Here is a 24,813-nt window from a genome sequence, read left to right on the forward strand (position 1 = left end):
ACGCAAATTTTACGTACAATAGCGGATTCTGTGTCCATTGGAGACAGGCACGGTTTAATGTGGGCCAACGTAAGGGGCGCTGCAATGAAGGCAGCGGCAAAAAAACCGGCCTCCCGTATTGGCGGAGGCCGGCAGATTTAAGGAGTCTGGCTCTTAGTAGGCAAGATCCTGGTACAGCGGGAAACGCTGGTTCAGCTCACGGACCATGGCACGGGCCTTATCGTGGGCGGCAGCGTCCTCCGGATTTTTCAGCGTCAGGCCGATAATCTTGGCAATCTCCTTCATCGCTCCCTCGTCCATGCCACGGGTGGTGACGGCGGGGGTTCCGAGGCGGATGCCACTGGTGACAAACGGGCTGGTGGGGTCAAACGGAATGGCATTCTTGTTACAGGTCACCCCAACCTCGTCCAGCAGATGCTGGGCAACCTTGCCCGTCAGGTTGGCGCTGCGCACATCCACCAGCATCAAGTGGTTATCCGTACCGCCGGAGACGATATTGAAGCCCTCCTCCATCAGGGACTCCGCCAGCACCTGGGCATTTTTGATCACCTGCTGGGCGTAGGTCTTGAAATCCGGCTGAAGCGCTTCGCCGAAGGAAACGGCCTTGGCGGCGATAATATGCATCAGCGGGCCGCCTTGAGTGCCGGGGAATACAGCCTTGTCGATTTCCTTGGCCCAGGACTTGCGGGTCAGGATCATGCCGCCACGGGGACCGCGCAGGGTCTTGTGGGTGGTGGTGGTGACGAACTGGGCGTGAGGCACCGGGTTCGGGTGCAGACCGGCAGCCACCAGACCGGCGATGTGGGCCATGTCCACCATGAACAGGGCGCCTACATCGTCAGCAATTTGGGCAAAGGCTTCGAAATCGATGGTCCGCGGATACGCACTGGCGCCGGCTACAATCAAGCGGGGGCGGTGCTTAAAGGCCGCCTTGCGGACTTCATCATAATCGATACGATGGGTGTTCTCATCTACACCGTAGGCCACGAAGTTGTAGAGGATGCCGGACGCATTGGCCGGGTTGCCGTGGGTCAAATGGCCGCCGTGGGCCAGGTTCATCCCCAGCACGGTGTCGCCCGGCTTGATGGCCGCGAGATAAACCGCCAAGTTGGCTTGTGCGCCGGAATGGGGCTGCACATTTACGTGCTCGGCGCCGAACAGCTCCTTGGCCCGGTCACGTGCGATATTCTCCACCACGTCTACATGCTCGCAGCCGCCGTAATAGCGGGCACCGGGATAGCCCTCCGCGTACTTGTTGGTCAGCACGCTGCCCATGGCCTCCAGCACAGGAGTGCTGACGAAATTTTCAGAAGCGATTAGTTCGATCTTATCCCGCTGGCGGTTCAACTCCAAATTCATAGCTTCCAGCACTTTCGGGTCAGCCTTGCGCAAATTTTCCATGGTTACACTCTCCTTATTGGTTATCCCGGACACACCGGTTAATCGCAATTTCCGTCTTCCTGCCGCGTTACCGCGCTGTACACCGCCCGTTCGCCGCCGATCAGCTTCGGCCGGGTGTAGGCCATCTGCAGGTGGGCATGCCCCAGCATCCGCACGCTTGGACGCACCGGGACCGCAACCGGCCGCAGATGCATGCCGATGAGGGTGCCCCCGATGTCCAGTCCTGCGTGGGCCCGCACCGCCTCCACCACCACCGGATCCTTGAAGGTCCGGTAGGCGTAAGCCGCCATGGAGCCTCCCGCCTTGGGCACCGGCACTACGGATACTGGCTCCAAGAGGGGGTAAAGCGCAAGCGCCTCCCGCTCCATCACCAGCGCCCGGTTCAGATGCTCGCAGCATTGGAACACCGGATAGAAGCCCGTCTGTTCCCTGGCGCGGCGCACCCCTTCGAAGATCTCCCGGGCTACACGCTCCGTGCCCTGAGTGCCGATCCGGTAACCCAGCACCTCGCTGGTGCTGGTGCCGATGACCAACAATTGGCCCCGGCGTAGCCCGCCTGCCTGTGCCAGCTCCAGCAGCACCGTCTCCACGGTGCCGGCCATACCCGCATAGAAATCATCGGACTCTGTCCCGGGCCCGCCGCCGTTCTCCAACGGCTTTAGCTCCTCCGTCATCCGGATGCACCTCCCCTTCAAGCAGGCTTATTTGCCTTCCAGCCGCATCGCCTTTTCAATCCGGCCGATGTGACGCTCCCCTTGGGAAAATTCGGTATCCAGCCAGACCTTAACAATCTCTTGGGCAACCCCCGGACCGATGACGCGTTCGCCCATGGCCAGCACATTGGTATCGTTATGCTCTCTGGTGGCCTTGGCCGAAAACAGATCATGCACAAGCGCACAGCGGATGCCCTTCACCTTGTTGGCGGCAATGCTCATGCCAATGCCGGTGCCGCAGATGAGAATGCCCCGGTCCGCAGCGCCGGAAGCCACCTGCTCACATACCTTCTCGGCATAATCGGGGTAATCCACGGAGTCGCCGCAGGTGCAGCCGAAATCCTCCACCTGGTGCCCCCATTGGCCCAGCAGCTCCTTCAATTCATCCTTCAGCCGGAATCCGGCGTGATCCGCTCCCATGGCGATTTTCATCGAATCGTCCTTCCTTTCATGTCAAATATCCTTATTATACCTCACCCTCCCGAAAAAGAAATCCATGGCGCCGTACAAAAAAAGAGCAGAGCAAAAAGCGCGTACACGCTTCATGCTTGCTCTTGCCCAGGCGACCGGCCGGTATCCGCAGTGCTCCATTGTGGTTGCTCCACTCGTCGCCAGTCACACTGCAGTTTAAAGTTATTCTTATCATAACGGATGACACCGCTGCTGTAAAGGCACAACCGCCGTGGGAAATCCTTTGGACTACGGCTCAGGCTCCAGCCTTCAGCCGGCTGATCAGCCGGGCCAGGGCTTCCTCGATTTCATGGGCCGTTTCCTCATAGTCCCGCTTGGACCCGCCGAAGGGATCGGCAATATCGAAGTCAGGGGCAGCCAAATGCAGGCGCACCAGACGCTCCCGCTCCTCGGTAGTAATGGGCTGGCCCAAGGACTTCTTCAGCTCCAGCTCGGATTGAAGGGCGGCCCGCTCCTCCAGCACACCCAAGCGGAATGGATCGTCCATGGTATATTCCTTCAGGGTGTACACCTTCTCCACCGCGTCGGGATGTGCGGCGATCACCTGCTGCTTGTGGAACATGGTCATGGTGAGGATCAAATCCGCCCAGCGGATCTCCTCCTTGCGCAGATAACGGGAGGTCCCCATTCCCTCCCCCGCCCCCTTCTTGTGCAGGATCTCCTCGGAATGGCGGGATACGGGTGCTCCGTCATGCGCCGTAACGCCGGCAGAGCGGACCTCCAGAGACAAACCCTCCCGTTTGGCCATCATCCGGCACAGCCCCTCGGCCATCGGGCTTCTGCAGGTGTTGCCCGTACAAACGAAAAGGATACGTGTGATAGCCACCGGAAAAACCTCCTAAAAGTTTTTCGCCAGAAAAACTGGCTTCGTAAGGATACGCTAGGTTTTTTTGTGCCAGCAAAAAAATTGGCTTCGTAAGCATGTGCTTTTATTTTGGCGCCATGCTGTTGCCATTTATTTTACATGAGGAAGCGGATGCCGAACAAGAGCAGAATGAGCCCGCCCAGCGCTTCCCCGTATTCGCCTACCCAGGCGCCCACCCGGCGGCCCAGCAGCAGCCCCAGCACCGACATGAGCCCGCCGAAAAAACCGAAGATCAGCACCGTCAGGGCGATATCCGAGGAAAACATCCCCAGGGACAGGCCCACACTGAACGAATCGATGCTCACCATCAGGGCAAACAGCAGGATGCCCCAGAAGCTCTTCTGGTCCAGCACCACTGAAGAGCTGCCCCGCAAAGCGCTGTACAGCATATGGGCTCCAAGCACAACCAGCAGAGCCCCCCCGGCGGTTGTGGCCACATTGCCCAGCAGGGAGCTCACGTAATTTCCCATGAACATGCCCATCAAGGGCATCAGAATATGAAAAAGTCCGATGACAAAGCTGACCTTGGCAATATTCACCAACCGGATGCCGCGAAGTCCCATTCCGATTCCCATGGAAAAGGCGTCCATCCCCAGAGCTATTGCCATCATCACAATGGTTATCAATTGTCCCAGCTCAACAAAACCCCAATACAATGCCGATCCCTCCTGTCCGCATACTCCCTTACTTACTGTATGCGGACAACCGTGGGATCATGTCCTAAACCTCCAGCACCCGGCCTCCCGCTGCCTTCCGCAGGCGGTTCATAATCGCCAGGCCGATCTCCTCCTCGGGGTACCCTTCGGCAAAAGCACAACCAATCCCCGCCTCATCCATCCGGCGCAGGGCGGCGAACAGTCCGGCGGCAGCGGCGGACAGGTCCCCGAGGGAACCGCAGGGGATAACCAGATCTGCCGCCTCGCGGTACAATGACGCATGCTCCTCGGGAGCCAGCACGGCAGTTTTTTCCCCGTTCCCGCGGGCATCGTCCAACCCCCGGCGGATCGCCTCCGCCACTGCAGAGACATCGCTCCCCTGCACAATAGTCAGCCGGGCCTGCGGCGCATAGTGGGTGTACTTCATCCCCGGCGCCCGGGGGCGGAAGGTTTCCACACCACCGCCCTCCGATACAGACGAGGCACCCTCCGCCCTCTCCGGGCGGCCTTCGCCCTTGACAACAGGGGCACCGGAAACCTCCGCCAGCTGGCGCAGCGTAATGCCTCCCGGCCGGAGCACATGGACCCGGCCTTCCGCATCCACCTGTACCACCGTGGATTCCAGCCCGACGCCTGTGGCGCCACCATCCAGCAGCCCGTCGATCCGGCCGTCCAGATCCTCCCGGACATGCTCCGCCAGGGTGGGACTGGGCCGGCCGGAGCGGTTGGCACTGGGAGCCGCCACCGGGCAGCCGGAGGCCCGGATCAGGGAAAGCGCCACCGGATGGTCCGGCATCCGGATGCCCACCGTGTCCAGACCCGCCGTCACCAGCGGGGACAGCACGCCCGGACGGCTGGGCAGCACCAGGGTCAACGGTCCCGGCCAGAAGGCCTCAGCCAACCTCCGGGACACCGGATCTACCGCAAGAGCCAGCTCCTCCAGCATGCCCATCCCGGCAATATGGACGATCAGGGGATTGTCCGAGGGACGGCCTTTGGCGGTGAAGATGCCCTCCACCGCCTGTGATTGGCGGGCGTCCGCCCCCAACCCGTATACCGTTTCCGTGGGAAACGCCACCAGCTTGCCCTGGCGCAGCAGCTCCGCCGCCTCTTGAACCGCACCCGACTCCGGAGAGCAATCCGGCGGGACTTGCCAATACTTGGTCATCACATTCGCTCATTTCTCATTTTGGATTGATGCCATTATAGCGCCAACGGAGGCAGCTTGTCACGGCCGCCTCCGTCTGCAATCCATATCCTCACGCCCATCCTTTAAGCGAATAAGCTCTTCACCTTGTCCCACAGGTAGAAGCGCACCTTCTTCTTTCCGGTGCCTTCCCCCGCATCCACCGTGTCCTTTTCTGCAGAGGCCTGCTTGACGGTTTTCCCGGAGAGGGAGGGTTTAGCCTTGTCCACACTGGCGGTCTGTTTTTTCACGGCCTCCATCTTGGCCTTCTCTTCAGGGGAACGGCTGCTTGCAGGCACGGCCTCCCCCTTTTCCCCATCCACAAAGCACAGGGCAGGAAACAGCACGCACCACCAGTTTTGCCCGGCGCCTTGGCCGATGGTGACCCGGAGCGCCTCATAATCGCCGGCCGGATACACCTTGTTGCCGTACATTTTGGCAGGAAAGGGGACTACCCCCAGCTCTACCTGATGCGAATATGTATAACCGTAGCGGGCGAGCTCCCGTTCTACCACCTGGGAGAGCTCAGGCAGCTTGGCGCGGATGAGAATGCGGGCGTCTTCCAGATTATCCGGGTCTAGCACCCAGCCGTTCATTTCCTCCACAATCGCATCGCGGACATGCCGCTTCAAAACCTGATCCTCCGGGGAATCGGAGTTGGCCAGAATACGCAGCCGGATGGATTCCTGGGGAATGACCGCATCCACCACGGCAGCCTGTGCCCGGTTATGCTCCCATGTAACCAACAGAAAGATAAGTGCCAATGCCAGATAAATGGATGATGTCCAGGAATACCGTTTAACCATGCCGCCTCATTCCTTTGCTATAAGCTTCTATGGCATCAGTATGTCCTCTGAAACTATCATTTATACATGGCCGCTCCAAAATACTAGAGTCTGTTTACATGTAAGCGCCAAACAATGTATGCTATTGAGCCATTTCGCCCCATTTTCACCGGATAGCATACCTAAAATGATTGCTATTCCTCTATTTCCGGCGTTGTAGAAGCTCATTTCTTCATATAGCATACATTTTGTGTATGCTATTTTAAGTTTTGGCCCCCTATTTTCGAAATAGCATACTTTTGCTGTTCGCTATCATTCCCGGTTATTATCCATCCGCCCATCCCCGCTCCCACCCTACCCTCAACCCAAGGATCCCCCCCACCCCATCATGCTTGAAAAAAACAGGCCTTCTTCCATTATGATACATTCAGCCCATGTTCCTTCCTGCGTTACCCGCTATAATGAAATTGTCGAATGTTGTACATTTTTCGGGCTGAGGTGGCGCAATTGGAGGAGCTGACAGGGCAACGACTGAAGCATGACATCATAACCGGCACCGGCATGGTCCTGGTGCCCGCCGGCACCGTATTGAACCAGGAGCACCTCCGGCTGCTCCGGTTGCACCGGATTTCCGCAGAGGAGCTGCGCTTCTCCGAGGAGCGGCCGCAGCCCATGTTCCCCACGGCCGAAACCGTCAAACAAGCGGCAGATTATTCGAAGCATATGTTCCAGCAGATCCGGTTGAAGAAGAAGATACCGCTCCTGGACATCAAGCATGAATTTATTCCCTTGGTTCGCCAGGCGGCGGAGGACCCAGACCTGTTCCGGCTCTTCGAGACGGTGCGGGCGAAGGATGAGTATACCCACCAGCATAATGTGGGCGTCAGCGTCCTCTCCACCATGCTGGGCAAATGGTGCAAGCTGGATGAGCAGGAGCTGAATCTTCTGGCCTTGGGCGCGACCCTTCATGACGTAGGCAAAATCCGCATCCCTGACGACATCCTCAACAAACCCGGCAAGCTGACGGCCAGCGAATTTGAGGAGATGAAGCGCCATACCATATACGGTTACGAAATGCTGAAGGAAGTAGTAGGGCTGAACCCCCGGGTAGCGTTTATGGCCCTGCAGCACCATGAGCGGGACGATGGCAGCGGTTATCCCTTGAAGCTGAAGGGTCCCCAAATTGACAAGCTCAGCCGGATCGTGGCGGTGGCCGACGTTTTCCATGCCATGTCATCCAACCGGCCTTATCATACGCCCCTGCCGTTCCATGAGCTCATCAGCCAGATGCGGCTGGGCATCTTCGGGGAGCTGGACCCCCACATGGTCTCCCTGTTTCTCAAAAATCTCCTGGGCAGCATGATCGGCAAGCAGGTGCTCCTGTCCGACGGACGGTATGGCGAGGTTGTTTATATCAATCCCCATGAGGAAACCTATCCCCTGGTGAAGGTGGACAACCTATTTGTAGACCTGAGCCGGGAACGGAATCTGCGGATCAGCAAAATCATCATATAATCGTGCAGCGGCGGAACTGCCCCACATGCCAAAAAAAGCCCCCTTACCGGCAAACCCCAACGGGGCGCTTCCGGCAGGAAGGCTTTTCTTTTCTAAAATAGTATCGATCAGTCCCTTAGTCCCTTTCGGCCAGCACATGCCGTTCAATTCCCGCCAGGTCCTTCACTATGCCCACACGGTCAAAAACTCCCAGCTCCCGCAGCAGAGCAGCCACGTCAGGGGCCTGGCCCATGCCTACCTCGAAGCCGACCAATCTCGGCTTAACCGGCTGCGAAGCCAACTGCTCCGTCAACCTGCGGTAGAAGTCCAGTCCGTCGTCGCCCCCGTCAAGCGCCAGGTGGGGCTCGAAATCCCGCACCTCCCGCTGCAGGTCGGGCAGGTCGCTGCTTTTGATGTAGGGCGGGTTGGAGATCACAATATCCGGAGAAAGCCCCGCGGCATAAACAGGAGCCAGCAAATCCCCCTCCAGGAAGCGGATCCGTCCGGCGGCACCGTTCAGCTCGGCATTCCGTCGCGCCAGCTGGAGAGCCGTGTCGGAGATATCCACCGCGGCAATCTCCCAAGACGGGCAGTGAACCGCCAGAGTCACCGGAATGACCCCGCTCCCTGTTCCGATGTCAACCGCCAAGGGCTGCCGTCCGCTTCCCTCCGGCCACAGGCGTTTTCCCCGGTACATGATCTCCTGCACCAGAATTTCCGTCTCCGGACGGGGAATCAGCACCGCCGGAGCAACCTGGAAGGTCAGCCCGTAGAAGCCCTCCGACCCGATAATGTACTGTACCGGCTCCCCGCCTGCGCGGCGGGACAGCAGCCGCTGCCAATCCAGCTCCAGGTCCTCCGGGAACGGGTCCTGCCAGTTCAGGTACAGCCTGGTTCTGGACCAGCCCAGCAGATGCTCCAGCAGAAGCTGCCCGTTCTGGGCCGGCTCATCCACCCCATGCCGCTTCAAAAAAGAGGAAGCCTCTACATAGGCTTCCCGGATTGTTTTTCCTGTTGCGTCCATTAAGCGGACTCCCCTTTATCCAGCTGATCCGTTTGACTGGCGATGGTCAAGGCGGAGATAATCTCCTCCATATCACCGTTCAGCACGGAATCCAGCCGGTGCAGCGTTAGGCCGATCCGGTGGTCGGTTACCCGGCTTTGCGGATAATTATAGGTTCTGATCCGCTCGCTCCGGTCGCCGGTGCCCACCTTGCTCTTGCGCTCTGCGCCCATTTTTTCCATTTCCTCTTGCATGAACTTGTCGTAAATCCGGGCACGCAGCACCTGCAGCGCCATTTCCTTATTGGAGTTCTGCGACTTGCCGTCCTGGCATGTTGCCACAATCCCAGTCGGGACGTGGGTGACCCGCACCGCCGACTTGGTGGTGTTAACCGACTGTCCGCCCGCTCCGCTGGAGCAGAAGGTATCTACGCGGATATCGCTTTCCTTGATCTCCACTTCGATTTCCTCCGCCTCCGGCAGCACGGCTACCGTAGAGGTAGAGGTATGGATCCGTCCACCCGATTCCGTGGCGGGAATCCGCTGCACCCGGTGGGCGCCGCTTTCGAACTTTAGCTTGCTGTACGCGCCTTTGCCGGAAATCATGAAGATAACTTCCTTAAACCCGCCCAGATCATTCAAGCTGGCTTCCAGAATGTTGGTTTTCCAACCCTGGGCATCCGCGAATTTGGTGTACATCCGGTAGAGGTCGGCAGCGAACAGGGCTGCTTCGTCACCGCCTGCGGCGCCGCGGATTTCCACAATGACGTTTTTGTCGTCGTTGGGGTCCTTAGGCAGCATCAGCACCTTGATGCGCTCCTCCAGCTCTTCCTTGCGGCCAGCCAGTTCATCAATCTCCAGCTTGACCATTTCCTTCATTTCATCGTCCAGCTTCTCGTTCTGCAACGCCTTTGCATCATCCAACTGGGCACAGACAGCCTTGTATTCATTAAACGCTTCATACGTCTCCTGCAAATCCGACTGTTCCTTGGAATACTCCCGAAGCCGCTTGGGATCAGCGGCTACATCCGGGTCGCATAACAGCTCGCTCAGCTTGTCATACCGGTCGGCAAGAGCCTGAAGTTTGTCCAGCACGCGTTACACCTCCTGTAGGTCCGTAATTTCCGTATATTTGATCCGGCCAGGCTATGTTGAAGACATGCCCTACACATTAAACCGGAAGTGCATAACATCGCCATCTTGTACTACATATTCCTTGCCTTCCAGACGCAGAAGTCCTTTTTCCTTGGCGGCGTTCATGGAGCCGTTGACGGTCAGATCCTCGTAGCCTACTACTTCCGCCCGGATAAACCCGCGCTCGAAGTCGGAGTGGATCACACCGGCAGCCTGAGGAGCCTTCATGCCCTTGCGGATAGTCCACGCCCGGACCTCCTGTACCCCTGCCGTAAAGTACGTGTACAGGCCCAGAAGCTTATACGCGCCGCGGATCAGACGGTCCAACCCGGATTCGGACAGCCCCAGCTCCTCCAGGAACATGGCCTTGTCCTCACCCTCCAGCTCGGCGATTTCGGATTCGACCTTGGCACTGATCGGCACCACTTCGGCACCTTCCTTGGCGCCGAATTCCCGCACAATCTGCACGTAAGGGTTGCCGTCGGCGTTGGCCGCTTCCCCTTCGCTGACATTGGCGGCGTACAGCACCGGCTTCATAGTAATCAGGTGGAAATCCCGCACCATCAGCCTTTCCTCATCCGTCAACTCCACACTGCGGGCGGGCTGATCGTTATACAGAGCTTCCTTGATCCGCTCCAGCATTTCCACCTCAAGGGCTACCTTCTTGTCGCCGCCCTTCAGATTCTTGCGGGACCGTTCCAGACGCTTCTCCACCGTTTCCACATCTGCCAGGATCAGCTCCAGGTTGATGGTTTCGATATCGCTAAGCGGGTCCACCTTGCCGGACACGTGGGTAATGTTCTCATCCTGGAAGCAGCGCACCACATGAACAATCGCATCCACCTCACGGATATGAGCCAGGAACTTGTTCCCCAGGCCCTCACCCTTGCTGGCGCCCTTCACAAGACCGGCGATATCGACAAATTCGAAAGCGGTGGGCACTATCCGGTTGGGAGTTACAATCTCGGCCAGCTTCTGGAGACGCTCGTCCGGCACTTCTACTACGCCCACATTGGGATCAATGGTGCAGAACGGGTAATTGGCGGATTCCGCCCCGGCTTGGGTAATTGCATTGAACAACGTCGATTTGCCCACATTGGGCAGCCCGACAATACCTGCTTTTAACGCCATCTATAAACAACTCCTAGACTATTGTTAGTTTGTATAAAAGGATACCACAGTTTAACCTTTATATTATACACTTCCGGGCAGGAGAAATAAAATAAACCTTTTGCATTTATGGAGGAAATATACAGAGGATGGGAAAAGCGGCAGCCCAGTATCGCTTTTTTAAAGCCGGCGGACCAGTCCGGCCAATATCCCAATCCCCCTGGACAGCTCCTCCAACGAAGCATAAGAGTAGGAAAGCCGCAGACAGGGTTTTTCCTCCGAACCATAGACCATACCGGGATTCAGCAGAATTCCCTCCCGGAGAGCGGCGTCGAACAATTGCTTCATGGGCAGGCTGCGGTTAAACTCCATCCAGATGTAGAAGCCTCCGCCGGGGATGCTCCACCGGGCCAGCCCGCCGAACTCCCGGTCCAGCGCCGCCGCGGCGGCCGCCCTTCGCTTCCGAAGCTGGCCGCGGAGCTGCTCCAGATGGCGCTCATGCCAGCCGTCCTCCAGCCATTGTAAGGCCGCCCATTGGGACAAGGAGCTGGCTCCGTAATCGATCTGCATCTTGATATCCGCCAGCCGGTCAATAGCCGTGCGGGGACCCACCACCCAGCCGATTCGCAGCCCGGGGCTGACGGACTTGGAGAGACTGCCTACATATAGTACGTCTCCGTGGTTGTCCAGACTTTTGAGGGAGGGCGGAGGCGGTTCGTCCAGCCACAAGTCTCCATACACATCATCCTCGATAATGGGAAGCCGGAGCTCCCGGCAGGTTTGGAGAAGCTCCTTCCGCCTGCTTCCGCTCATCACCTTGCCTGTGGGATTATGGAAGGTGGGGTTAGTATACAGCATAGCCGCCTGGTACTGCTTGCTGTACCGCTCCAATAATCCGGCACGTAGGCCCGCCTCGTCCATAGGGACTCCCTCCAGCCGGATACCCGCAGATTGGAATACCTGCACGGAATGGAGGTATGACGGGCTCTCCGCCAATACAGTGGAGCCGGGCCGCATCAGGCCTGCAGCAATCAGATGAAGGCCCTGGAGTGCGCCGGAAACCACCAGTACGGAATCGGCGGTGGCATGAATGCCCCTCTCCTGCAGGCGTTCCGCAATCCGCCGCCGCAGGGCGGGATTGCCCTTGGGCTCTTCATAGCCCAAGGCGACGGGACGTTTGGCTCCCTCCTGCAGGAGCCGGGCCATCTCACGGCCGGGAAGCAACTCCGGCGCCAGCTCCCCCGTCCCCAACCGGATGATGCCGGGGTCGGCCTCCATCCGGTTAATGGTCTGGATCACCGGCAAATTGGGCTGATGGCGCCCGCTCTCCGCCACCTGGCCCCAATCCGTTGGCGGGGCGGCCAGAAGGCTCCATGATTCGTTGACCACCCGGGTGCCCCCGCCCGTTTGTCCCTCAACCAGCCCCAGTGCTGCCAGCTCGGCCATGGCCTGTGCCACCGTGCTGCGGTTCACCTGCCACAGCCGTGCCAGAATGCGCTGGGAGGGCAGACGAGCCCCCACCGTCCACTCTCCGCGCAGTATACCCTCCTTGAAATAGCGGACAATTTGCTCCTGCAAGGACAGCTCCCCATACCGGTCCGGCTTCCAGTCCATTGTGCTCCCCCCTGTTTATATGTATTATCTCCCAATTTGGCTGGTTCTCCAACCATCCATTTGGCCGGAGACAAAAAAACAACCCTGCTATACAATCTGTTTCATAGAAAATGTTCTACCAAACAGAAAGGATGTGCTCCGGTTGTCGGTTCAATTGGCTTCTTCAGCTATTCACGGCTTTATTCTGGCCCTGGGCCTGATTCTGCCTCTGGGGGTGCAGAATGTGTTTATTTTTCAACAGGGGGCCCTTCAGCAATCCTTCCGCAAGGCTCTGCCGGCGGTGCTTACCGCGGCGGTTTGTGATACGCTTCTCATCGGATTGGCGGTAGCGGGTATGTCTCTGGCCGTACTCAATAACAGCTGGCTGGAGACACTATTAATGGCCGCAGGCTCCATTTTCCTGCTGTACATGGGGGCTTCCTTGTGGCGCAAGCAGCCCGGCTCCGCTTCCGGCGAAGCGGCTGTTTATTCCGGCCGCAGGCAGATCGCCTTCGCTGCCTCTGTCTCCCTGCTCAATCCTCATGCCATCTTGGATACCATCGGGGTAATCGGCGGCGCCTCTCTTCAATATGCGGGAGCCGACCGTCTGGTGTTCGCTTTATCATGCATTGTGGTGTCCTGGCTGTGGTTTGCAGCGCTGGCTCTGGCGGGCCGTCTGGCAGGCCGGTGGGATCCATCCGGCAGGCTGACTCTGTTGTTGAATAAAGTCTCCGCGGTAATTGTTGCCGGCATCGGCTTGGGTCTGCTGTACACGGCGGTAACCCGCATGCTGTAACGTGGGTTTTCCCATTTAAAAGCTCTCTATTTAAAAGTCCGCTTATTGGCCTCTTTTTTGGAGGTGGAGAGTGCCGTAATCTGTTCCCGCAGAATAAACGCCCGCAGGGTGTTTATCTTCACATCCTCCATCTCCACGTATTGGGCACCATAATAGGTGCTGCCGATTCCCTTTTCCATCCGGACCACCTTGGCGGTGCAGGCAATGAGGCTGCCCAGCTCCAATTCCAGCTTCAGCTCCGTGTGCTCCTCCAGCCGGAAAGGATCCGGCAGCGTAAACCCGATACCGCTCAGGCTGATATTTTTGATATCAATGGCCATCAATTGGTCCGCTTCCTCAAAGATACCGATAGCCCCCTTGCGTTTCCAGGCGGCCAGCTTCCCGCTTTTGCTGATCTCCACCCGTGGGAACATCCGCTTTTCATTAAACTTCCGCTGATTCTCCGGGGGATTGATCATCATGAGCGATCCCGTATCCTTGCCCACAATCGTAGAAGGAATCAGATACATGCCGGCCGGCGTGTACACGGTTAGCCTCACATTCTCCCCTAGGACAAAACGGTTGGAGTCGCTGATTTCAATCTCCAGCAAATCCCCCTCCACATGAGTCATAATCCCCGTGGAGACAAAGCCGCTTTTTTCCACAACGGTTCTGCAATGGACCAGGATAGTGGAGGAAGGAACCTCCTTCACCTCAGTAAAACCGACTTGCTTCTTCTTCGCTTCGACCCGGCTCATTAACGTCACCAGCCTTTCTATGAATTGTAGGGCGTCCCTTGCTGGGAGATGCGATAAAATGACAAAAAGCCGCCTCCGTCGGAAGCAGCTCTATCGATACAGCTTGCTTACGCCCCGGTGATATTCGGTAACCAGGCGATCCTAGCATTCCACCGGAGTGAACATACCGTAGACCCTAGGCTTTGCGTCCTATCCTTTCGGAATAGTTTGCCTTTTGTCGTATTACGTTGGGCAATTGGGAATCCTTCTAGCACTTTGGACCCTTGTTTTCTTCTATGAAAATAGTATACGGGTTTTCAAGAATGTTTTCAATCCATCACAAAGTCATTTTTTTGTGAATAAAAAAGGGGTGATTGTGATTTCATCTGGGGACGATTAGAATAAGATGTGGAAAAATGAGGCGGTTATTCACATCTATCCACAAAGTTATCCACAGGCTGTGCACAAGATCGAAAACATGTTCGGTTTCTTATCCATAACGGAGGTGGATTTTCATGGATCATGAATACTGGATGCGCCGGGCAATGGAAGAAGCGTACAAGGCGGAAAGCCTGGGAGAAGTGCCTATCGGGGCTATTATTGTGCGGCAGGGGGAAATTGTAGGCAGCGGGTATAATCTGCGGGAAACCACTCTGGACCCCACTGCCCATGCGGAAATGATCGCGATCCGGGAGGCAAGCACCCGTCTGCAGTCTTGGCGGCTGTTGGATTGTACTCTGTACGTTACGCTGGAGCCCTGTCCCATGTGTGCCGGGGCCATTGTGCAATCCCGTGTTCCCACCGTCGTATACGGAGCACCCGATCCCAAGGCCGGCTGTGCCGGCACCCTGATGAACCTGCTGCAGGAGGACCGGTTCAATCACCGGGTGGAGCTGGTAGGCGAGGTGCTGCGTGAGGAATGCGGCGGTATGCTTACCGCTTTTTTCCGCAGGCTGCGCGGCAAGAACAAACCCGGATAAGCAAAAACCGCTCTGTACGGCTTTTAGGCCCGGTGAGCGGTTTTTTGTGTGTAAATGATTTGTTTGTGTAAATGGGATCGGGATTAAAGATCCTCCCGTTTTTCGAAATAACGGATGGACAATCGGAGGGAGACTAAGAACATCAACACTGCCAGGCAAAATAACCCGATAATCCACACATATGGGCTGATTTTCTCCAATGCATCCCAGATGCGTTGCAGCCAGGCAGGTGGCCCAGCGGAAAAATCGAACCGGGAACGGACAGCCGACAGGATTGCGCCGGAGCTCCCCCCTAAGAGAATAAGGCCCATAAAGAAAAAGCGATTATAAACCTGTGCCTTAGCAACACCCATTTTGTACACCATTGGAATTAAAATTGAAACTAGCAAGCTATAGCAACAAGTAACAACTGCGGCGATCAGCAAGTTGACAACCCGATCTTCGTGCGTCTCGAAGGACAATGCCCCTCCCACTATCCCTATTAAGCTAAGTACAGCGGTGGACCCAAGAGCGAGCAGCACCACACTGGCATATTTAGCTTTGACTAATGTAGCTCGCGGCACAGGCAGGCAAATCAGCAGCCGGGTGGCGTGGTTTTTTTCATCCTCGTGCATGGACCGGTTAATGAAGCTGTACACAATCACAAAAACCGGCATCATAACACTGATCATATTATGCTGGTCCATGGCCGTCATATAGAAGAAAAAGAGCAGGCCCATAGCAAAAAACATATACGCCGACCGTCGCTGTATGGCAAAATCCTTCAAAATCAACTGCTTCATGACAGTCTCCCTCCCAGGAATTCAAAACTTGTTATCCGTGCTGCTCCATAAACTCCTCTTCCTCACCCGCCATACGCACCAGCATTTCATCCAGGGTCAGCTTCTCCACCTTATAGTCCGCTGCCGGGAAGCTTCTTTTCCACTCGCGTTCGAATTCGCGGATATCGCGGGTCATGCCGCTGAAGCCGAATTCCCCGCGTTTCATTCCCGCCAATAGACGCTCCAGCCGCGGACCCAGGTACCGGTTGTCCGCCTTCACCAATTTCCATTGATCCAGCACCGTAAGCTTGTCACCGCTGGCAGCAATCCTCCCGTTATGGATAACCGTGATGTAATCCGCCACCTTCTCAATATCCGACGTGATGTGGGAGGAGAAGAAGATGGAGGCCCGCTCGTCCTGGATGATCTCCCGGAACACGTCCAGCAGCTCGCTGCGGATCACCGGGTCCAAACCGGAGGTAGGTTCGTCGAGAATCAGCAGCTCCGGATGATGGGCCATGGCCAATGCGAGGGACAGCTTCACCTTCATCCCCCGGGACAGCTCCTTAATCTTCTTCTTAGGGTCCACCTGGAACCGTTTCAGCAGTTTGCGGAATAGGGCCTCTTCCCACTTGCGGTAAAAGCCCCCGACAAAATTTCCCGTCCACTCCACTGTCATTTCTTCATAAAAAGCGGGCTCCTCGCTTACATAGCCGATACGCTCCTTCATCTCTAAGGGCATCTTGCTTCCGGCTTGGCCGAACCATTCCATTTCTCCGGAATCAGTCCGGATGATATCCGTCATACATTTGATGGTTGTGCTTTTGCCCGCTCCGTTCCTTCCCACAAACCCCATAATATAACCGCGGGGAATATCCAACGATACCCGGTCCAGGGTGAAGGCGGGATACTGCTTGGTGACATCCTTCATTCTCAGAATCATCTCTTCCATCTGCACCATTCCTCCTTATTCCAAACACAACCTTGATTATCCGCAAGGCAGCTCAGATTAATCCATTTCCATCAACAGCCGGAAAATCCGGAGAATTTCCTCTTCATCCATCCCCAATTCTCGGCAGCCGGCAATTCCCTTCTCGAAGGACTGCTGGACCGTCTTCAGCTTCGTCTCCCGGACAAACTCCGCTCCCGCTTCTGCTACATAGGAGCCCACGCCCTGCTTGGTGGCAATATATCCGTCCGCCTCCAAATCCTCATAAGCCTTCTTCACCGTAATCACGCTGATCTCCAGTTCACGGGCCAATGCGCGAATGGAAGGCAGCATCATCCCCGAGGGCAGCACACCCTCCAAAATCTGCTCCACCACCTGCTTCTTGATTTGCTCGTACAAGGGAGCCGGATCACTATTGGATAAAACAATGTACAACGAAGCCACCTCGTATCCGTGCATACTGTGTATGTTATTATATGTACAGTATATGCGTGTTTATACACAGTGTCAATGCTTATTCCTGCCAAACCACTATCCTCTGTCCCGCCGCAAAAAATGGCCCAACCCTTTCCTATTGTTTACGCTTTATGTTATAATGGTCTTCACGCGTTCCCGTAGCTCAGCAGGATAGAGCGACAGTTTCCTAAACTGCAGGTCGGAGGTTCGAATCCTCTCGGGGACGTATCTGAACAAGCTAAAAACCCTTACGGCGTAAGGGTTTTTTCTTTTTTCTCATAAGTGCTAATAAAGTACAGAATCGTCTATTGGGAACGGGTTGGGAACAAAATGTTTATTGCTGCTGATATATGTTGTATATTATTCCATGTAGAATACTGGAATTGTTAATCTATTAATGGAAGATACATTATATGGGGGAGCGGTTGAGAAATGAGAAAGAAATTACAAGTTTTTGTTTCTTCAACATATGAAGACTTAAAGTCAGAACGACAAGCCGCGGTTCAAGCTATTTTAAATGCAGGGCATATACCGGCTGGTATGGAGTTATTTACAGCAGGAGATCAAAGCCAGAAAGACACAATCAAAAAATGGATAGATGAATCAGATGTTTATCTTTTAATTTTGGGTGGAAGATATGGGACAATCGACGAAAGTTCCGGTGTAAGTTATACACATTGGGAATATGAATACGCCGGACAGATAGGTAAACCCAGATTTGCTATTGTTATTTCTGATGAAGCTCTTGAAGAGAAAGTAAAAAGGCACGGAATGTCTGTCATGGAGACGAAAAACGAGGCAAAGTACAGAGAGTTTCGTAAAGATGTCCTAAGCAAAATGTGTAAATTATATAATGATGAAAAAGATATCGCTTTAGCAATATATCCAAAGATGGGTGAATATTCCAGTCAAACTGATTTATACGGTTGGGTGCATGGAAGTGATATCCCTGATGTGAAGGAGATTTTAAACGCCAACTCTCGTCTTCAAAAAGAAATCGAAAATCTAAAAAAACAGCTAGACAAACAAACTAAAAAATCAGAGGCTACACTTTTTCAAGGAGTACCATTTGAAGAACTTATAAAATTATTAGGATCAACTAAAGTAACAATTCCTAGAGATTTTTTTGGTTCTAAAGAAGAAGAGATTCGAACTTTGCTTGATACCTTCTTAAAGACTAAAACTTATTATGCAACTGGGGTTACGAATAATAACCCAATGAGTAATGATGCTAAATATCTTTATTTTAAGTTAGCTCCCTTACTTATGACATATGGTTTATTGGAAAAGGTAAAGGTGGCCGGAGTCAGATTCGAAAAAATTCAGACCTCTAAAGTTGGATTTGAATTTCTTAAAATGATTGAATTACAAAGATTAAAGATAAAAGATGAGACTGAAATTGTATAAGGATTTTAATAAAACTTCCTTTTAGGTAAAAATAAGGTGACATTTGATGAAGAGTGGATATACTTGAAAGAGTCAGTCAACTTCTTCCTAAACTGCAGGTCGGAGGTTCGAATCCTCTCGGGGACGTTCCTTATTTCAATAATTGTGCGTAACGATACAGAAAAACCGGAGAAACCCAGACTCATCAGGGTTTTCCGGTTTTTTATTTTGAATGGAGTATGTACGGAGTCCTTTGCCTGTCAGGAGACCACCCTGCCATCCACCGCCTGCTTAAATTGAGCTTCGTACAAAACGCGGTACAAGCCGCTTCCGGCAAGCAGCTCCTCGTGTTTGCCGGATTCCGCCACTCTGCCTCCATCCAGCACATAAATGACATCGGCATGCTCGATGGTGGAAAGCCGATGGGCAATAACGACTGTTGTCCGGTGCTGCATAAGCTGTACCAGGGCATCCTGCACCTGCTGCTCGGATTCGGAATCCAGTGCGGAGGTTGCTTCATCCAATAGCAGAATCGGAGAATTCTTCAGGAACGCTCTGGCAATTGCGATCCGCTGCTTCTGTCCGCCGGACAGCCTGCTTCCCCTCTCACCGACTATGGTGTCATAACCCTGCGGCTGCTGCATAATGAAATCATGTGCGAAAGCAGCCTTCGCGGCCTCGATGATCTGATCCTGCGCCGCATCCACGCTGCCATACCGGATATTATCGCCAATGGTTCCATTAAAAACGTAAGCATCCTGCGGCACATAAGAGATGAGGCTGCGATGCTCCTCCAGGCTTCGCTGGCCAAGAGAACGGCCCGCTATGGAAATCATGCCCTCCGACGGCGGATAAAAGCCGAGCAGCAGCTTCATCGCCGTGCTTTTCCCGCTGCCGCTGGAGCCCACCAGCGCGACGGTTTGCCCTTTGGCAGCAGCCAGCGACAGCCTATCCAGCACCGGCCCCCGATCCCCGTAGCCAAACGACACTCCCCGCATCTCAATATACGGATCATCCGCAGAAGCATCCGTCATCGGATACAGCTTCGGCTCCTCAGGCTTATCAAGGAACTGGAAGATGCGCTCCGCACCGGCCAAGCTGTCCTGAGCCTCGGGTATGTTATAGCCGACCTGCAGGAAGGATTGATTGAGCCGCCGCTGAATATTCATGAGCGCGAACAGCGTACCGAAGGAGGTCCACCCACGCGATACCATATACGCCCCAACAAACATCAAGCCGAGATTATTCACCAACCCAAGCAGCGTATTCACGGAGGAAAGTGCCGCGCTTAGACGTTTCCGCTGTATGTTCAGCCGGCTATTCTCTGCATTGCTGCCGGCAAAGCCGCGGTGAATGGCAGGACCGATCTTGAACAGCTTAATCACATGAATGCCGGCAAGCAGATTAAGCAGATGCTCCGTCATTTCCCGCAGGGATTGTTGAATATCACCGCTTAAGCGCCGGATGGGCTTGGAGAACTTCGTATTTACATACAAGGATAAGCTGTTTATGGCAAGCAGCACCGAAGAAATACGCCAGTCCAAGATAAGCATAGGAAAAACAGCAAGCAGGCCAAACACAATAGGGCTTATCAGCCGCTGCAATCTGCCTGTATAGAGGGAGGCCATCAGCCCGGCGTCATTCAGGATTTTGGAGACGAGGCTTCCGCTGTGATGCTTCTCAAAATAACTCACCGGCAGCTTGCCCCTATGCTCAAACACCGCCTTCTGTACATCGGCCAAGCCTTGTTTGGCGCAGCGGTTATACATAAATTGAAAAATCGGAATCAGGATAAGCATTGCCGCAACAGCGGCGGCAAACATCATAAGTCCTTGCCCCAACAGCAGCATATCCCGCTGAACGGAAGCATCAATGATGTATTTGATCATGATCGATTCAGCCAGCGATGCAGCAGCATTAACCACCGCCAATCCGAATATTCCGGACAAAAAACTCCATATCCGCGGTTTCATAAAATACATGGCCCGAATTAACTCTCTTATAAACCCGATCATGCTACGCCTCCGGTTCTCCATGCCTGTATCTCATCCGTATGCCCCATCTGTTTGGCATATAGCTTCAAGTAAAACCCTCCGCGGGCCAGCAGGTCCTCATGTGTGCCCTGTTCGACAATTAACCCCTCATGCATGACGATGATTTCATCGGCATTCTTAATTGTGCTTAAACGGTGGGCAATCATGATAACCGTCCGTCCTTCCATAAACCGCTCCAGCGCATCCTGTACGAGGGCTTCCGACTGAACGTCAAGCGCCGATGTGGGCTCATCCAATAGCAGAATCGGAGCATTCTTCAAAATGCCTCTGGCGATGGTAAGCCGCTGCTTTTGGCCGCCGGACAGCAGAACGCCCCGCTCCCCGATGGGTGTGCCGTAGCCTAGCGGCAGGTCCATGATGAATGCATGGGCATTGGCCATTTGCGCTGCCTCCACAATTTCCTCCATGGCGGCGCCAGGCTTGCCGTAAGCAATATTGTCCGCTACCGTCCCGGGGAATAAAAACGCGTCCTGCGACACAAGGGACAGCTGCTCCCGCGCCGCCTCCAGGCACCAATGCTTTAGATCTTCACCATACACGCTGATCCTGCCTGATTGCGGCTCATGGAAGCCGCAGATTAATTGAAGCATGGTGCTCTTACCGCTGCCAGAGCCGCCGACAAATGCTACTTTTTTGCCCGCCTCCACGCGGAAGCTCACTCCCTGCAAAATTCGCCTGTCCTCGTTGTAGCCGAAGAACACGTCATCAAAAGCAATAACGTCACTTCCAGTTTCAGTTGGCGTCTTCGTCCGAAAGCTGCTGTGTCCCTCTTCCTCCCCCTGTACTGCCAGCAGTTCACCGATCCGCTGCGCCGAAACAGAAGCACCGTAAAAATCGCCGATTGCAGATTGCACCATTGTCAATGGATTCACCAAATAGTTCAGGAGGAAAATAAAAGCCAGCAGGCTTCCTGTGGTCAGCTCGCCTGCAAAGGTAAGAAAACCGCCATACACGGAGCAGCTTACAAGCGGAATCCAGCGAACCACGGAAAAAAGCGGGATAAGATAGGAATAACGCTTCTGTCGGAGCACCGAGTACTTAAGGGCCATGTCGGAGCCTACGTCAAACCTTAGCTTCAACTGCTCCTGCAGCCTGTATACTTTCTCGATATAGATGCCGCCGGTGGCATCCTGCGCAACCTCAGCCATCAGCTCCTTTCCTTCCTGTTCTCCTTTGTTGTAGGAGCCGATAGGCTTACTTAAGAACGCAACAAGGTAGATGGTCAGCGGGATTGAAGCAACTGCAGTAACAGACAGCTTCCAATTCAGAGAGGTTAAGTAACCGAAGGTTGCCAGAAACACAATGGTCTGATACAAGCAGTTTGGCAACACATCCTGCATAAAGGTCTGTACCGTATTAACATCGCTGGTTAGCCTGGTTACGATCCGGCCGGACTGGCCGTCCAGATCGGCTATCCGCATATGCTCCAAGCGGCTTGAAACTGCATCCCGGACATCCCTCGCTAGGGAGAAGCCGAAACGCCCCGAGTAGAAGCTGGAATAATACTTGGCGAGCACCGCCGCTGCGACCAGGAGAATTACAGAAAGAATCGTTTGGCTGCCCCACAGCCAGGCCCCGTTCATGGTTGAATCCGTTAAATATTGGATGGCATAGCCGGCAAGCACATCAGTGCCTGCGCTCACGAGGGAAGCTGCAATGCTGATTGTCATCCACAGCTTATACCGCCCTGCATAAGGCGCAATGACGCGAAATGATCCCCACTGAATGGGTTTTTTAGTCCTCATAGTGTAACCTCGTTCTTTAGGAAAGTTGTTCAAATTATACCAAGCCGTTTTTTTCAAATCCATTTTATTTTTTACTATAATGGAACTTTATTCTTCCCTTGTTCAGTACAAAGACGGTGTTGAATAGGCAGTTATGATTCAGTAAATTCCAATTGACATTGGCTGCTTTTTTGGTATAATAGTCTTTGTCGCTGTCCTGGGGTTGTCCCGGTGCAACATTGACGAGACGTGGCTCAGCTTGGTAGAGCGCTTGCTTCGGGAGCAAGAGGTCGCAGGTTCAAATCCTGTCGTCTCGATAGTGGAAATGCTTAGAGCCGTAAGGGTTAACGCCCTTGCGGCTCTTTTGTTTTACGCATTATTCGAACAAAAATGGGAGCTCCGGCTAAGGAAGCTCCCTTTATATTTTATTTTTTCAATGCAACTATTTCCTGCTCAGATAATCCGGTGGCTTTGGCTATGGTGGCGATGTCCAAGCCCAAAGTTAGCATATTTTTAGCCACTTCTCTGGTTCCTTCCTTGATTCCTTCCTTGATTCCCTCCTGCATTCCGGCCCTCATCCCGGCCTGCCTCGCCCCTTCCAGCATGGACGCTTCATCATGCAAGTATTTCTGGCGGGCCTCATACAAACGGCGGGCCTCCGAATCCTGGCTCAAGTATTGCAGGGTATCCATTGCCTTCTCCAAACCCGGTTCATTCATCTTTAGCACCTCCCAATACTCTTTGCTCACACCTTTCAGAAACAACAGCCAGTTCTCCAATCCACCTTGGGAGGGAATGACCTCATCCAGCTTAGCTAGCTCCAGAAAGTGAATCTCGATGTCGTCAATCAGCGGGATCAGCGTCTGGTCCTCACGAAGGTGAAACACATTATGATATTGGTCATTGGGCAGGATGGAGTAGTTCAGAATGTTGATGGTGACGCATTTCTGCAATTCCTGATACTTTTCACCTTCCTGGAGCTGGCTGGAATACCGCTTGCTCCAGTAAAAGAGCGTCCTTTTCTCGATGTCATATTTGTTGAAGAGCTGCATCTCAATATCTATCAGCTTACCCTCTGTTGTTTTCGCGTACACATCAAAAATGGATTGTTTGTCGAGCGGATCGTCCTTCTGGGTATACGGGTTCATCAGGATAATTTCCTGCAGCGGGGGCTCTCCCGCTTTTGTGAAATCGCCAACTCCATTCTTTAGGACCATTATATCAAAATATCCGGCAATACAGCTAGATCTCGGGCTAACGTGCTCATATATATAAAACAAAAAAAGGAGCTCCTGCTAGGAGGCTCCCCTTGTTTATTGTATCCGGTCAAACCCTTACCCCATCCGCTTGCCAACTTCGTCAAATTCCCGGATATACGCCACTAAATCCATAAAGTTTACCCAGGAAATACCCACCTTTTGATCTGCCGCGCCATAAGACATGACCAGATCCTCCCCTATGATAACGCCTCCAGTGGTAAACAGACAAGGAGTCGGGTAATCCGAGGGCAGCTCCCACTCCCGTTGCGCATACATGAGACGGTCAGAGCAGCGGTGGATCACCACTGGGAAGTCATCCGCCTGCTCCCTTATAATCATGAAGGATTGGGTATATCCGAACTGCACATCTTTTTTCGCATGATAAGGGACCAGCCATTCCCGATTCCCCAGAGCTAACGGCGGCCAGCTTGCCCCCACGCGATTCTCCTCCCAGTCAAAAAGCGGGGCAGCCAGAAGCTTATGTTCCGCCCGGGGCGAGGCAAAATCAGCAAGGGTCTCCGCAGCGGCCAAATAAATGGAGGGTTTACCCGCCTCCGCTCCTCCTTGGAAGGGAAGGACATTCATCGGCCGATGCAGCATGACATACTGCCATTTCCCCTTCACCTTCATTTTGTGGGGGAACAGGAACACATCGCGGTTATCACTGACATGTCCCTCCGTAAGCGGGCCCACATACTGGAAGGCCCCTTCGTAATTTCTTTGCTTCAATTCATGCAAATCCAGCTTGTAGAGAACAGCGACCGTATCATTGGCCCGGGCCGCTTGAATAAACGGTTCCTCCCCATCCCCTTCGAATATCCAAGCCGGCACATATTCGAAACGTGTCTGCACCGGAGGCTGCTGGCTGCCAAGCCAATAAGGACCCGGAGGAAACGGGCGGCAGGCCACCGACACATACAGCTCCTCCCCGACATAAAAGATCCGCGGATCCTCCACACAGCCGTTGGCATAATTGCGCACCTTCCGGCCGTAAATGTCCGTGACATACAGCTCATGCTCATCATAACCCAATGCCGGAGCGAGAGCGGGCCTGGAGAAGTCTGCGTCCCAGGTTTCCCCTGCATCCTTGCTTATGGCATAGCCCAAAAAAATCGGGTAAGGATCGTGACAGCCTTCCCTTCTTTTTTGCGCCCAAGGGCCGGTTGCCCGGAAGAGCATATGAATGTCATCCGAGTCAGGGTCCTTGATAATAGCCGGGTTCAACACCATTTTTTCCGCCCACGCACATCCGGGGACTGGCTCAAGAGCCGGTTTGTTTAAATAGCGAAATTCTGGCTTCATAGCTCCTCCTGTGTTACATA

The 24,813-nt window shown here is 54.3% G+C and carries 22 protein-coding genes, 2 tRNA genes, 1 pseudogene and 2 riboswitches; of the genes and pseudogenes, 6 read left to right on the plus strand and 19 right to left on the minus strand.

Annotated features, from left to right (window positions below; translation table 11 throughout):
- Positions 1–153 precede the first annotated feature (153 nt).
- The 7 genes from ACI1P1_RS20780 to spoIIR form a co-directional block, all read right to left on the minus strand.
- Positions 154–1,401 carry a serine hydroxymethyltransferase gene (locus tag ACI1P1_RS20780; RefSeq protein WP_416218362.1) on the minus strand — a complete coding sequence of 416 codons (1,248 nt, stop codon included), beginning with the start codon at positions 1,399–1,401 and terminating at the stop codon, positions 154–156.
- A 38-nt stretch (positions 1,402–1,439) separates the two neighbouring features.
- Positions 1,440–2,075 carry a TIGR01440 family protein gene (locus ACI1P1_RS20785; protein WP_416218363.1) on the minus strand — a complete coding sequence of 212 codons (636 nt, stop codon included), beginning with the start codon at positions 2,073–2,075 and terminating at the stop codon, positions 1,440–1,442.
- A 27-nt stretch (positions 2,076–2,102) separates the two neighbouring features.
- Positions 2,103–2,546, minus strand: a complete 444-nt coding sequence (gene rpiB, locus ACI1P1_RS20790; RefSeq protein ID WP_416218364.1) for a ribose 5-phosphate isomerase B — start codon at positions 2,544–2,546, stop codon at positions 2,103–2,105.
- 117 nt (positions 2,547–2,663) lie between these two features.
- Positions 2,664–2,743, minus strand: a riboswitch (ZMP/ZTP riboswitch).
- A gap of 77 nt (positions 2,744–2,820) precedes the next feature.
- Entirely contained in the window at positions 2,821–3,411 is a 591-nt protein-coding gene (locus tag ACI1P1_RS20795; protein WP_416218365.1) for a low molecular weight protein arginine phosphatase, read from the minus strand.
- A 134-nt stretch (positions 3,412–3,545) separates the two neighbouring features.
- Positions 3,546–4,061: a manganese efflux pump MntP gene (locus ACI1P1_RS20800; protein WP_416218413.1), complete on the minus strand. Its 516-nt coding sequence runs from the start codon at positions 4,059–4,061 to the stop codon at positions 3,546–3,548.
- A 109-nt stretch (positions 4,062–4,170) separates the two neighbouring features.
- Entirely contained in the window at positions 4,171–5,274 is a 1,104-nt protein-coding gene (locus ACI1P1_RS20805; RefSeq protein ID WP_416218366.1) for an L-threonylcarbamoyladenylate synthase, read from the minus strand.
- Between the two features lie 104 nt (positions 5,275–5,378).
- Positions 5,379–6,098 carry a stage II sporulation protein R gene (gene spoIIR, locus ACI1P1_RS20810; RefSeq protein WP_416218367.1) on the minus strand — a complete coding sequence of 240 codons (720 nt, stop codon included), beginning with the start codon at positions 6,096–6,098 and terminating at the stop codon, positions 5,379–5,381.
- Positions 6,099–6,551: 453 nt separating this feature from the next.
- Here spoIIR and ACI1P1_RS20815 point away from each other — a divergent pair, with 453 nt between their 5' ends.
- Positions 6,552–7,592 (plus strand): HD-GYP domain-containing protein, encoded by a 1,041-nt coding sequence (locus tag ACI1P1_RS20815; RefSeq protein ID WP_416218368.1) that lies wholly within the window; start codon positions 6,552–6,554, stop codon positions 7,590–7,592.
- Between the two features lie 115 nt (positions 7,593–7,707).
- Here ACI1P1_RS20815 and prmC read toward each other — a convergent pair whose 3' ends face one another.
- The 4 genes from prmC to ACI1P1_RS20835 form a co-directional block, all read right to left on the minus strand.
- Positions 7,708–8,595, minus strand: a complete 888-nt coding sequence (gene prmC, locus ACI1P1_RS20820; protein WP_416218369.1) for a peptide chain release factor N(5)-glutamine methyltransferase — start codon at positions 8,593–8,595, stop codon at positions 7,708–7,710.
- Positions 8,595–9,668 (minus strand): peptide chain release factor 1, encoded by a 1,074-nt coding sequence (gene prfA, locus ACI1P1_RS20825; protein ID WP_416218370.1) that lies wholly within the window; start codon positions 9,666–9,668, stop codon positions 8,595–8,597. Before prfA ends, prmC begins: the two co-directional genes overlap by 1 nt.
- A gap of 69 nt (positions 9,669–9,737) precedes the next feature.
- Positions 9,738–10,838: a redox-regulated ATPase YchF gene (gene ychF, locus ACI1P1_RS20830; protein WP_416218371.1), complete on the minus strand. Its 1,101-nt coding sequence runs from the start codon at positions 10,836–10,838 to the stop codon at positions 9,738–9,740.
- A 159-nt stretch (positions 10,839–10,997) separates the two neighbouring features.
- Positions 10,998–12,431 carry an aminotransferase-like domain-containing protein gene (locus tag ACI1P1_RS20835; protein WP_416218372.1) on the minus strand — a complete coding sequence of 478 codons (1,434 nt, stop codon included), beginning with the start codon at positions 12,429–12,431 and terminating at the stop codon, positions 10,998–11,000.
- Between the two features lie 154 nt (positions 12,432–12,585).
- On the opposite strand from ACI1P1_RS20835, the gene ACI1P1_RS20840 reads away from it, so the two are divergent.
- Positions 12,586–13,206, plus strand: a complete 621-nt coding sequence (locus ACI1P1_RS20840) for a LysE/ArgO family amino acid transporter (RefSeq protein WP_416218414.1) — start codon at positions 12,586–12,588, stop codon at positions 13,204–13,206.
- A gap of 26 nt (positions 13,207–13,232) precedes the next feature.
- Here ACI1P1_RS20840 and ACI1P1_RS20845 read toward each other — a convergent pair whose 3' ends face one another.
- Positions 13,233–13,943 carry a PilZ domain-containing protein gene (locus ACI1P1_RS20845; RefSeq protein WP_416218373.1) on the minus strand — a complete coding sequence of 237 codons (711 nt, stop codon included), beginning with the start codon at positions 13,941–13,943 and terminating at the stop codon, positions 13,233–13,235.
- 123 nt (positions 13,944–14,066) lie between these two features.
- Positions 14,067–14,165: riboswitch (cyclic di-GMP riboswitch) on the minus strand.
- A gap of 272 nt (positions 14,166–14,437) precedes the next feature.
- On the opposite strand from ACI1P1_RS20845, the gene tadA reads away from it, so the two are divergent.
- Positions 14,438–14,902, plus strand: a complete 465-nt coding sequence (gene tadA / locus ACI1P1_RS20850) for a tRNA adenosine(34) deaminase TadA (RefSeq protein ID WP_416218374.1) — start codon at positions 14,438–14,440, stop codon at positions 14,900–14,902.
- Between the two features lie 83 nt (positions 14,903–14,985).
- On the opposite strand, the gene ACI1P1_RS20855 is transcribed toward tadA, so the two are convergent.
- From ACI1P1_RS20855 to ACI1P1_RS20865, 3 genes are read right to left on the minus strand one after another with little or no spacing between them, the layout of a single operon-like run.
- Positions 14,986–15,684 (minus strand): ABC-2 transporter permease, encoded by a 699-nt coding sequence (locus tag ACI1P1_RS20855; protein ID WP_416218375.1) that lies wholly within the window; start codon positions 15,682–15,684, stop codon positions 14,986–14,988.
- A gap of 31 nt (positions 15,685–15,715) precedes the next feature.
- The gene (locus ACI1P1_RS20860; RefSeq protein ID WP_416218376.1) at positions 15,716–16,615 is read right to left on the minus strand and encodes an ABC transporter ATP-binding protein; all 900 of its coding nucleotides are present in this window, start codon (positions 16,613–16,615) and stop codon (positions 15,716–15,718) included.
- Positions 16,616–16,672: 57 nt separating this feature from the next.
- Complete coding sequence (locus ACI1P1_RS20865; RefSeq protein ID WP_416218377.1) at positions 16,673–17,047, minus strand: GntR family transcriptional regulator; 375 nt, start codon at positions 17,045–17,047, stop codon at positions 16,673–16,675.
- 173 nt (positions 17,048–17,220) lie between these two features.
- Here ACI1P1_RS20865 and ACI1P1_RS20870 point away from each other — a divergent pair.
- Positions 17,221–17,294: transfer RNA gene (locus tag ACI1P1_RS20870), tRNA-Arg, on the plus strand.
- Positions 17,295–17,500: 206 nt separating this feature from the next.
- A complete protein-coding gene (locus tag ACI1P1_RS20875; protein ID WP_416218378.1) occupies positions 17,501–18,475 on the plus strand; it encodes a DUF4062 domain-containing protein in 975 nt (324 codons plus the stop codon).
- Positions 18,476–18,714: 239 nt separating this feature from the next.
- Here ACI1P1_RS20875 and ACI1P1_RS20880 read toward each other — a convergent pair whose 3' ends face one another.
- Positions 18,715–20,469, minus strand: a complete 1,755-nt coding sequence (locus tag ACI1P1_RS20880; RefSeq protein WP_416218379.1) for an ABC transporter ATP-binding protein — start codon at positions 20,467–20,469, stop codon at positions 18,715–18,717.
- A complete protein-coding gene (locus ACI1P1_RS20885; protein WP_416218380.1) occupies positions 20,466–22,253 on the minus strand; it encodes an ABC transporter ATP-binding protein in 1,788 nt (595 codons plus the stop codon). Before ACI1P1_RS20885 ends, ACI1P1_RS20880 begins: the two co-directional genes overlap by 4 nt.
- Positions 22,254–22,475: 222 nt before the next feature.
- Between ACI1P1_RS20885 and ACI1P1_RS20890 the strand changes: the two genes are divergently transcribed.
- Positions 22,476–22,549 (plus strand) — tRNA-Pro (locus ACI1P1_RS20890).
- Positions 22,550–22,657: 108 nt separating this feature from the next.
- Here ACI1P1_RS20890 and ACI1P1_RS20895 read toward each other — a convergent pair.
- Positions 22,658–23,422 (minus strand): annotated as a pseudogene (locus ACI1P1_RS20895) (Rpn family recombination-promoting nuclease/putative transposase); the annotation flags it as partial.
- Between the two features lie 144 nt (positions 23,423–23,566).
- The gene (locus ACI1P1_RS20900; RefSeq protein WP_416218381.1) at positions 23,567–24,793 is read right to left on the minus strand and encodes a glycoside hydrolase family 130 protein; all 1,227 of its coding nucleotides are present in this window, start codon (positions 24,791–24,793) and stop codon (positions 23,567–23,569) included.
- Positions 24,794–24,813 lie beyond the last annotated feature (20 nt).

Source organism: Paenibacillus mesotrionivorans, assembly GCF_046098205.1.
GTDB lineage: Bacteria > Bacillota > Bacilli > Paenibacillales > NBRC-103111 > Paenibacillus_AR > Paenibacillus_AR mesotrionivorans.

Bases quoted from the DNA above. Each gene is read 5' to 3' on its own strand.
- ACI1P1_RS20785 (WP_416218363.1), bottom strand. From the start codon at position 2,075: ATGACGGAGGAGCTAAAGCCGTTGGAGAACGGCGGCGGGCCCGGGACA.
- ACI1P1_RS20835 (WP_416218372.1), bottom strand. From the start codon at position 12,431: ATGGACTGGAAGCCGGACCGGTATGGGGAGCTGTCCTTGCAGGAGCAA.
- ACI1P1_RS20875 (WP_416218378.1), top strand. From the start codon at position 17,501: ATGAGAAAGAAATTACAAGTTTTTGTTTCTTCAACATATGAAGACTTA.
- rpiB (WP_416218364.1), bottom strand. From the start codon at position 2,546: ATGAAAATCGCCATGGGAGCGGATCACGCCGGATTCCGGCTGAAGGAT.
- ACI1P1_RS20880 (WP_416218379.1), bottom strand. From the start codon at position 20,469: ATGATCGGGTTTATAAGAGAGTTAATTCGGGCCATGTATTTTATGAAA.
- ACI1P1_RS20800 (WP_416218413.1), bottom strand. From the start codon at position 4,061: ATGATGGCAATAGCTCTGGGGATGGACGCCTTTTCCATGGGAATCGGA.
- ACI1P1_RS20845 (WP_416218373.1), bottom strand. From the start codon at position 13,943: ATGAGCCGGGTCGAAGCGAAGAAGAAGCAAGTCGGTTTTACTGAGGTG.
- ACI1P1_RS20780 (WP_416218362.1), bottom strand. From the start codon at position 1,401: ATGGAAAATTTGCGCAAGGCTGACCCGAAAGTGCTGGAAGCTATGAAT.
- tadA (WP_416218374.1), top strand. From the start codon at position 14,438: ATGGATCATGAATACTGGATGCGCCGGGCAATGGAAGAAGCGTACAAG.
- ACI1P1_RS20855 (WP_416218375.1), bottom strand. From the start codon at position 15,684: ATGAAGCAGTTGATTTTGAAGGATTTTGCCATACAGCGACGGTCGGCG.
- ACI1P1_RS20900 (WP_416218381.1), bottom strand. From the start codon at position 24,793: ATGAAGCCAGAATTTCGCTATTTAAACAAACCGGCTCTTGAGCCAGTC.
- prmC (WP_416218369.1), bottom strand. From the start codon at position 8,595: ATGGACGCAACAGGAAAAACAATCCGGGAAGCCTATGTAGAGGCTTCC.
- spoIIR (WP_416218367.1), bottom strand. From the start codon at position 6,098: ATGGTTAAACGGTATTCCTGGACATCATCCATTTATCTGGCATTGGCA.
- ACI1P1_RS20805 (WP_416218366.1), bottom strand. From the start codon at position 5,274: ATGACCAAGTATTGGCAAGTCCCGCCGGATTGCTCTCCGGAGTCGGGT.
- ACI1P1_RS20885 (WP_416218380.1), bottom strand. From the start codon at position 22,253: ATGAGGACTAAAAAACCCATTCAGTGGGGATCATTTCGCGTCATTGCG.
- ACI1P1_RS20815 (WP_416218368.1), top strand. From the start codon at position 6,552: ATGTTGTACATTTTTCGGGCTGAGGTGGCGCAATTGGAGGAGCTGACA.
- ychF (WP_416218371.1), bottom strand. From the start codon at position 10,838: ATGGCGTTAAAAGCAGGTATTGTCGGGCTGCCCAATGTGGGCAAATCG.
- ACI1P1_RS20860 (WP_416218376.1), bottom strand. From the start codon at position 16,615: ATGGAAGAGATGATTCTGAGAATGAAGGATGTCACCAAGCAGTATCCC.